The sequence below is a fragment of the Stenotrophomonas sp. SMYL8 genome, from assembly GCF_036320065.1.
Lineage (GTDB): Bacteria > Pseudomonadota > Gammaproteobacteria > Xanthomonadales > Xanthomonadaceae > Stenotrophomonas > Stenotrophomonas maltophilia_A.
Genome location: NZ_JAWIRR010000010.1, coordinates 126,175 through 132,944 on the forward strand (window position 1 = coordinate 126,175; position 6,770 = coordinate 132,944).

Annotated in this window: 6 protein-coding genes; 3 read left to right on the forward strand and 3 right to left on the reverse strand. The window is 66.4% G+C overall.

Annotation, left to right across the window (positions count from 1 at the left end):
• Nucleotides 1-31: 31 nt before the first annotated feature.
• The 3 genes from V3B25_RS10695 to V3B25_RS10705 all read left to right on the forward strand — a co-directional run bounded on the left by V3B25_RS10695 (nt 32) and on the right by V3B25_RS10705 (nt 4,320).
• Nucleotides 32-2,038 (forward strand): M13 family metallopeptidase, encoded by a 2,007-nt coding sequence (locus V3B25_RS10695; RefSeq protein ID WP_329810651.1) that lies wholly within the window; start codon nt 32-34, stop codon nt 2,036-2,038.
• A 126-nt stretch (nt 2,039-2,164) separates the two neighbouring features.
• Nucleotides 2,165-2,659 carry a VOC family protein gene (locus V3B25_RS10700; RefSeq protein WP_032128230.1) on the forward strand — a complete coding sequence of 165 codons (495 nt, stop codon included), beginning with the start codon at nt 2,165-2,167 and terminating at the stop codon, nt 2,657-2,659.
• 77 nt (nt 2,660-2,736) lie between these two features.
• Nucleotides 2,737-4,320, forward strand: coding sequence for an NAD(P)/FAD-dependent oxidoreductase (locus V3B25_RS10705; protein WP_049424024.1), 1,584 nt, complete (start codon nt 2,737-2,739; stop codon nt 4,318-4,320).
• A 212-nt stretch (nt 4,321-4,532) separates the two neighbouring features.
• Here the strand turns inward: V3B25_RS10705 and V3B25_RS10710 are convergent, their stop codons facing one another.
• The 3 genes from V3B25_RS10710 to V3B25_RS10720 form a co-directional block, all read right to left on the reverse strand.
• On the reverse strand, nt 4,533-5,207 hold the full coding sequence (locus V3B25_RS10710; protein WP_032128229.1) for a rhomboid family intramembrane serine protease: 675 nt from the start codon (nt 5,205-5,207) through the stop codon (nt 4,533-4,535).
• A gap of 93 nt (nt 5,208-5,300) precedes the next feature.
• Nucleotides 5,301-5,639 carry an MGMT family protein gene (locus V3B25_RS10715; protein ID WP_239669995.1) on the reverse strand — a complete coding sequence of 113 codons (339 nt, stop codon included), beginning with the start codon at nt 5,637-5,639 and terminating at the stop codon, nt 5,301-5,303.
• Nucleotides 5,636-6,556 carry a DMT family transporter gene (locus tag V3B25_RS10720; protein ID WP_329810653.1) on the reverse strand — a complete coding sequence of 307 codons (921 nt, stop codon included), beginning with the start codon at nt 6,554-6,556 and terminating at the stop codon, nt 5,636-5,638. Before V3B25_RS10720 ends, V3B25_RS10715 begins: the two co-directional genes overlap by 4 nt.
• Nucleotides 6,557-6,770 lie beyond the last annotated feature (214 nt).

The window sequence follows — 6,770 nt, forward strand, 5'->3', positions numbered from 1 at the left end:
GCGCCCTCAATCCATCACGGATTCGTTCCACATGCCCAATTTCCGTCCGCTTGCCATCGCCCTGGGCATCAGCCTGGCGACTCTGGTCCCGACCCACGATGCCTTCGCCGCCAAGAAAAAGGCCGCGCGTGCCCCGGCTGTCAGTGCCCAGTGCAGCGACTTCTACGACACCACCAATGCAGGCTGGCTGAAGGCCAACCCGGTGCCGCAGACCGGCGCCACCACCGCGCTGGGCCAGCTGGTCGACCGCAGCCGCCAGCAGCAGCGTGAACTGCTCGACGCAGCGATGAAGGCGCCGCAGGGCAACGTGCAGAAGCTGCTGGGTGACTTCTGGGCCAGTGGCCTGGACGAAGCGGCCGTGGAAGCAGACGGCTCCAACCCGATCGCCCCGCTGCTGACCCGCATCAACGCCATCAAGAAGGCCAAGGATGTGCCGGCCTCGATCGCCGCACTGCACCAGGTCGGCATCCCGGTGGCATTCAACTTCGGCCCCGACGTCGATCTGAAAGCGCTGGACCGTCACATCGGCTACTTCATGCAGGGCGGCATGGGCCTGCCGGATCCGGCGTTCTATACCCGTACCGACGCCGACACCGTGGCGCTGATGGGCCGCTACCGCAACTACGTCAAGCAGATCCTGGCACTGACCGGCACCCCGGCGGCCAAGCTGGATGCCGAGTCGCAGGCGGTGATCGCGCTGGAAACCGAGCTGGCACGCAATGCGCAGTCGCTGGCCGGCATCAACAACCCGTTCAACAACTACGCGCCGATCTCCACCAAGGAGCTCAACAGCCGCTACCGCAACCTGCAGCTGGATGCCTTCCTGAAGGCACAGGGCGTGGATGACGACCTGGTCTCGCTGGCCGACCCGGGCCTGTTCAAGCAGCTCGACGGCATGGTCACCAAGCTCAAGCCGGACCAGTGGAAGGCCTACCTGCGCTGGCGCGTGGGCGACTCGATGGCACCGTACCTGTCCAAGGCCTACCGCGATGCCGAGTTCGAATTCCGCGGCCGCGTGCTGCGTGGCGAAACCCTGCCGCCGCAGCGCTGGGAAGACGTGCTGGAGGCGATCAACGTAGCCGCTGGCCCGATGGTCGGTCGCGAATACGCTGCCCGTTACCTGTCCGCCGAAGATCGTCGCCAGGCGGCGTGGATCGTCGACAAGGTGCGCGAAGTGCAGATCGAAGCGGTCAAGAACAGCAGCTGGATGAGCACCGAAGCCAAGGCCGAAGCGCAGGCCAAGCTGGCTGCGCTGAAGATCGAGATCGGCACCCCGCTGCGCGACCTCGACTACAGCGTGCAGCCGATGGGCCGCGGTTCGTTCGGTGGCAACATGCTGATTGCTTCGACCTGGCGCCATCGCGAGGAAATGAAGCGCATCGGCAAGGGCAATGCCGACCGTCGCTGGGACGTGCTGCCGCAGCAGCCGTCGCTGGCCTACGATCTGGCCCAGAACCGCCTGATCGTCACCGCCGCGATCCTGCAGGGCCCGGTGTTCAACGCCAAGGCCGACGCTGCCGACAAGTTCGGCAGCTTCGGTGGCCTGGTCGGCCATGAGCTGACCCGCGCGATCGATGCCAAGGGCGCGCTGGTCGACGCCAAGGGCGAGCTGCACAGCTGGTGGACCCCGGCCGACAAGACCGCCTGGACCCTGCTCGGTAACCGCGTGGCCGCGCAGTACAGCGCCTACGACTTCCCGGGCGTGAAGGGTGCCAAGGTCAACGGCACGCTCACCCAGGAAGAGAACCTGGCCGACATCGCCGGTCTGGAACTGGCCTGGGCGGCGTATGTCGCGCAGGAGCCGAAGGCCAAGCAGGCCCAGCAGCAGGGCTTCTTCCGCGCCTGGTCTGCGCTGTGGGCGCAGCAGCTGGCGCCGAACGAGGCCGTGCGCCGCCTGACCGCCGACATCCGTGCACCGGGCCTGTGGCGCAGCAACGGCACGCTGGCCAACCTGCCGGCCTTCGGCGCCACCTTCAGCTGCAAGGCCGGCCAGCCGATGCAGCGAAGTGAAGCCGAGCAGATCAAGGTCTGGCGCTGATCCAGCTGCCACACGGGTAATGCAGAGGGCGCCTTCGGGCGCCCTCCTTTTTTGCAGGTGCAGCACGATCCCGGATTAACACCGCGCATGCTATCGCTGCGGCTTCGTCCAACGTGGAGCCCCGACATGGCACACAAGAACACGATCTGTGTCTGGTATGACAACGGCGCACTCGAGGCCGCCACCTTCTACGCCAGTATCCTGCCCGACAGCGCGGTGACCGCCGTGCATCACGCCCCCGGTGACTATCCGGACGGCAAGGAAGGCAACGTACTGACCGTTGAATTCACGGTCTGCGGCATCCCCTGCGTCGGCCTCAACGGCGGCACCGCGTTCAAGCACAGCGAAGCGTTTTCCTTCCAGATCCAGACCGAGGACCAGGCCGAGACCGACCGCCTGTGGAATGCGATCGTCGGCAACGGTGGCCAGGAGAGCCAATGCGGCTGGTGCAAGGACCGCTGGGGCATTTCCTGGCAGATCAGCCCGCGCATGCTCATCGAAGCGGTGACCAGCCAGGACAAGGCACTGGCCAAGCGCGCATTCAACGCGATGATGCCGATGAAGAAGATCGACATCGCCACCATCGAAGCAGCGATCAAAAAAGGGGACGGAGGGGATTAAGTCGTTTTTTCCCCATTGCCGGTGCCCCCATGCGAATTGCGACTTAATCCCCTCCGTCCCCTTTTTCCGAGGTGCAGATGACCTGGGATGCGATCATCGTTGGTGGTGGCCACAACGGCCTGGTCTGCGCGGCCTATCTGGGGCGTGCCGGAAAGAAGGTGCTGGTGCTGGAACGTCGCGGCGTTCTTGGCGGCGCTGCGGTCACCGAGGAATTCCATCCCGGCTTCCGCAACTCAGTCGCCTCGTACACGGTCTCGCTGCTGCAGCCGAAGGTGATCGACGACCTGCAGCTGCATGCGCATGGGCTGCGCATCGTCGCGCGCCCGGCCAACAACTTCCTGCCATTGCCCGACGACCGCTATCTGTTGTCGGCTCCTGGCCGCACTCAGGCCGAGGTGGCGAAGTTCTCCGAGCGGGATGCGCAGCGCTTGCCCGCGTACGAGGCACGCCTGGAAATCTTCGCCGACGTACTGCGCGCATGGGCCCTGCGCGCGCCGCCCGACCTGGGTGTAGCAGGCGGTTGGCGTGCGCTGCCCGCACTATGGCAGATGGGGAAACTCGGCCGCGAACTGGCGGCGCTGGATGCGCCACTGCGGCAGGAACTGCTGGACCTGTTCACGCTGTCGGCGGCGGAGTACCTGGACCGTTGGTTCGAGAGCGAGCCGATCAAGGCGCTGTTCGGCTTTGATGGCATCGTCGGCAACTACGCAAGCCCGTATACAGCGGGCAGTGCCTACGTACTGCTGCACCACGTATTCGGCCAGTGCAATGGCGTAAAGGGTGCGTGGGGCCACGCGATCGGCGGCATGGGCGCGATCAGCCAGGCCATCGCCAGCGCGGCGCGCGAGGCCGGGGCCGAACTGCGCGTGGATGCCGGTGTGCAACAGGTACTGATCGAACAAGGCCGCGCCGTGGGGGTGGAACTGGTCAACGGCGAAACCCTGCGTGCACGCGCGGTGGTGGCCAACGTCAATCCGAAGCTGCTGTACGAACAGCTGCTGGAGCCAACGCAGGTACCCGCTGCCACACGCGAACGCATGACGAACTGGCGCTGCGGTTCCGGCACCTTCCGGATGAACGTGGCGCTGTCGCGGTTGCCGGACTTCCGTGCCCTGCCCGGCCCCGGCGATCACCTCAGCGCCGGCATCATCATGGCCCCCAGCCTGGACTACATGGACCGCGCCTGGCTGGATGCGCGCCGCGAAGGCTGGTCGCGCGAACCGATCGTAGAGATGCTGATTCCGAGCACGCTGGATGATTCACTGGCGCCGCGCGGGCAGCATGTGGCCAGCCTGTTCTGCCAGCACGTGGCGCCGGTACTGCCCGACGGGCGCCACTGGGATGATCACCGTGAGACTGTGGCGGACCTGATGATTGCCACCGTCGAACGGTATGCGCCCGGCTTTGCCGGCAGCGTGCTCGGTCGGCAGGTGCTGTCGCCGCTGGATCTGGAACGCACCTTCGGCCTGGTCGGCGGCGACATTTTCCATGGCGCGCTCAGTGCCAACCAGCTGTTCTCGGCTCGACCGATGGTCGGCCAGGCCGGCTACCGCGGCGCCCTTCCGGGGTTGTATCTGTGTGGGTCGGGTACCCATCCCGGTGGCGGTGTGACCGGTGCGCCCGGGCACAATGCCGCGCAGGTGGTGTTGCAGGATGGGTAGGTGCCAACCTTGGTTGGCACAGAGTGGCAGAGCGGACGCCAACCAAGGTTGGCATCTACCGGGTCAGATGATCCGATTCAAAGCGTGCCAACCTACCCGCGTGGGAGAATGTGTGCCGACCAACGGTCGGCACCTACCGCGTCAAATGATCCCATTCAAAGCGTGCCAACCAAGGTTGGCACCTACCCGCGTGAAGCGAGGCGCATCGCGCCTCACTTCACGCTGCGCAGATGGTTCGGGCGCTTCGGTGGGCCGGGCGGGCGGCGCTTGTTGAACGGCGATTGTCCGCGCCAGTAGCGGATCAGCAACCAGCCGAACAGCATGCCGCCGAGGTGTGCGAAGTGGGCCACGCCCGGCTGCCAGCCGGTCATGCCCAGCACCAGCTCGCCCACGCCGAACAGGATCACGAAGGTACGCGCCTTCATCGGGATCGGCGGGAACAGCAGCATCACCCGCTGGTTGGGGAACAGCATGCCGTAGGCCAGCAGCAGGCCGAACACGCCACCGGAAGCACCCAGCACCGTGGCCGGGTTTTCCAGCAGCGTACCCACCAGCAGCTGGCAGACACCGGCACCGGCCACGCACACCAGGTAATACAGCAGGAAGCGCTTCTCGCCCCAGGTCTGCTCCAGTGGCGCGCCAAACATGAAGACCGCCAGCATGTTGAAGAACAGATGGCCGAAGCTGCCGTGCAGGAAGCCGTAGGTCAGCAGCTGCCAAGGCTGGAAGTTGCCGCCCGGCGAGAATGCGTCGAAGCCCTGCTGCAGGGGTTGCAGCATGAACGGCTCGAAGGTCTGCATGCCGAGCAGGAACGGCTGCTGCAGCAGGAACAGGATCGCGTTGGCGATCAGCAGGGCCTTGGTGACGGTTGGCAGTCGCGGGAACATGGGAGCACCGGCATGGAACGGCCTCCATCATAGCCGCAGCACCGTGTCTTGTTGGCGACCGGCAGGCGCGGCCTGTTCAGTCGCCAGCGGTGCTCAGCCCGGACCCCACACAGCGGCATCCAGTGCCGCCGCCGGATCAGCCGCCGTCATCCGCACCCGGCCGTTCTCCACCCGCACGCCCTCGGCGCGCAACCGCTGTGACTGCTCGCGCCAGCCGGCCGACCCTTCTTCCATGGCAATGCGCCCATCCGAGCGCAACACGCGGTGCCAAGGCAGGTCCGGGTCGTCGTTCTGGCCCAGGATGCGCGCGGTCAGGCGCGCACGCCCGGGCAGGCCCGCGCGCAGCGCCACCTGCCCATAGCCCATCACCTGCCCCGCCGGGATCGCGCGGATCACCGCCAGGATGCGCGCGCGCGCCTGCTCAGGCGTCAGCGCCGCAGGCGGGTTACCAGCAGAACGCCGATCAGCACCTGCACGGTGCCGGCGATCTGCGCCGGCCCCATCGGTTCGTCGAGCAGCCATAGGCTCATCACGATGGTGGAAACAGGGCCCAGCATACCGACCTGCGCGGCCAGCGACGAACCCACGCGCTGCACCGCCAGCATGATCGCCAGCACTGGCAGCACCGTGCACACGGTGGCATTGACCAGCGACAACCACTGCACCGGCGCCGGTGCCTGCCACAACAACGGCAGCGGATGGGTCACCGCGAAATGCAGCAGCACCAGCACGCTGGCCACGCAGCTGGCGTAAGCGGTCAGCCGCACCGCTCCGATACGCGCGACCACCTGCCCGCTGCCGAACAGGTACAGCGCATAGCTGAGCGCACTGCCCAGCACCAGCAGGCTGCCAACGATGATCTGCCCACCCTCGCGCTGCAGGTCATGGCCGAACGCCAGCAGCACGCCCAGATAACTCAGCACCAGCGCGCCGATCTGCCATCGGCCCGGCCGCTGGCGCGCCAGCAGCACGTTGATCAGCAGCACCAGGGTCGGATTCAAGTACAGGATCAATCGTTCCAGGGTCACGCTGATGTACTGCAGGCCCTGGAAGTCGAGCAGGCTGGACAGGTAGTAGCCGGTGAAACCCAGCCACAGCACACGAGCTCGGTCGGCCCAGGACAGTGGTTCGGCCCGACGCGCGGCCCACAGCGCCATCAAAACGAACAGCGGCAGCGCCATCAGCATGCGCAGGGCAAGCAGCGTGGTGGCATCCACGCCGTGACGCAGGCCGAGCTTGACAATGATCGCCTTGCCGGAAGCAGCGATGGCGCCGATCGCGGCCAGGCCGATACCCCCCAGCGCAATGCGTGGGGAGGCGGTGGCGATACGGGAAGCGGGATTGGACATCAGGATGACGGCGGGCCGCTCGGAGCGGTCCGGGAAAGCGTGGGGGCGCCCATTGTCGCACGGGGGCGTCCGGTGCCCGCCTTGTAGAGTCGAGATCCTATGTTCGTGGTCAAGCCTGCTGGAAGCAGGCTTGACCCACCTTCAGCATGGCCGGATCGAAGTCCCGGCCGCTTTTGAAGACACCCCAGGCGATCCTGGCCAGCTTTCTGGCCAG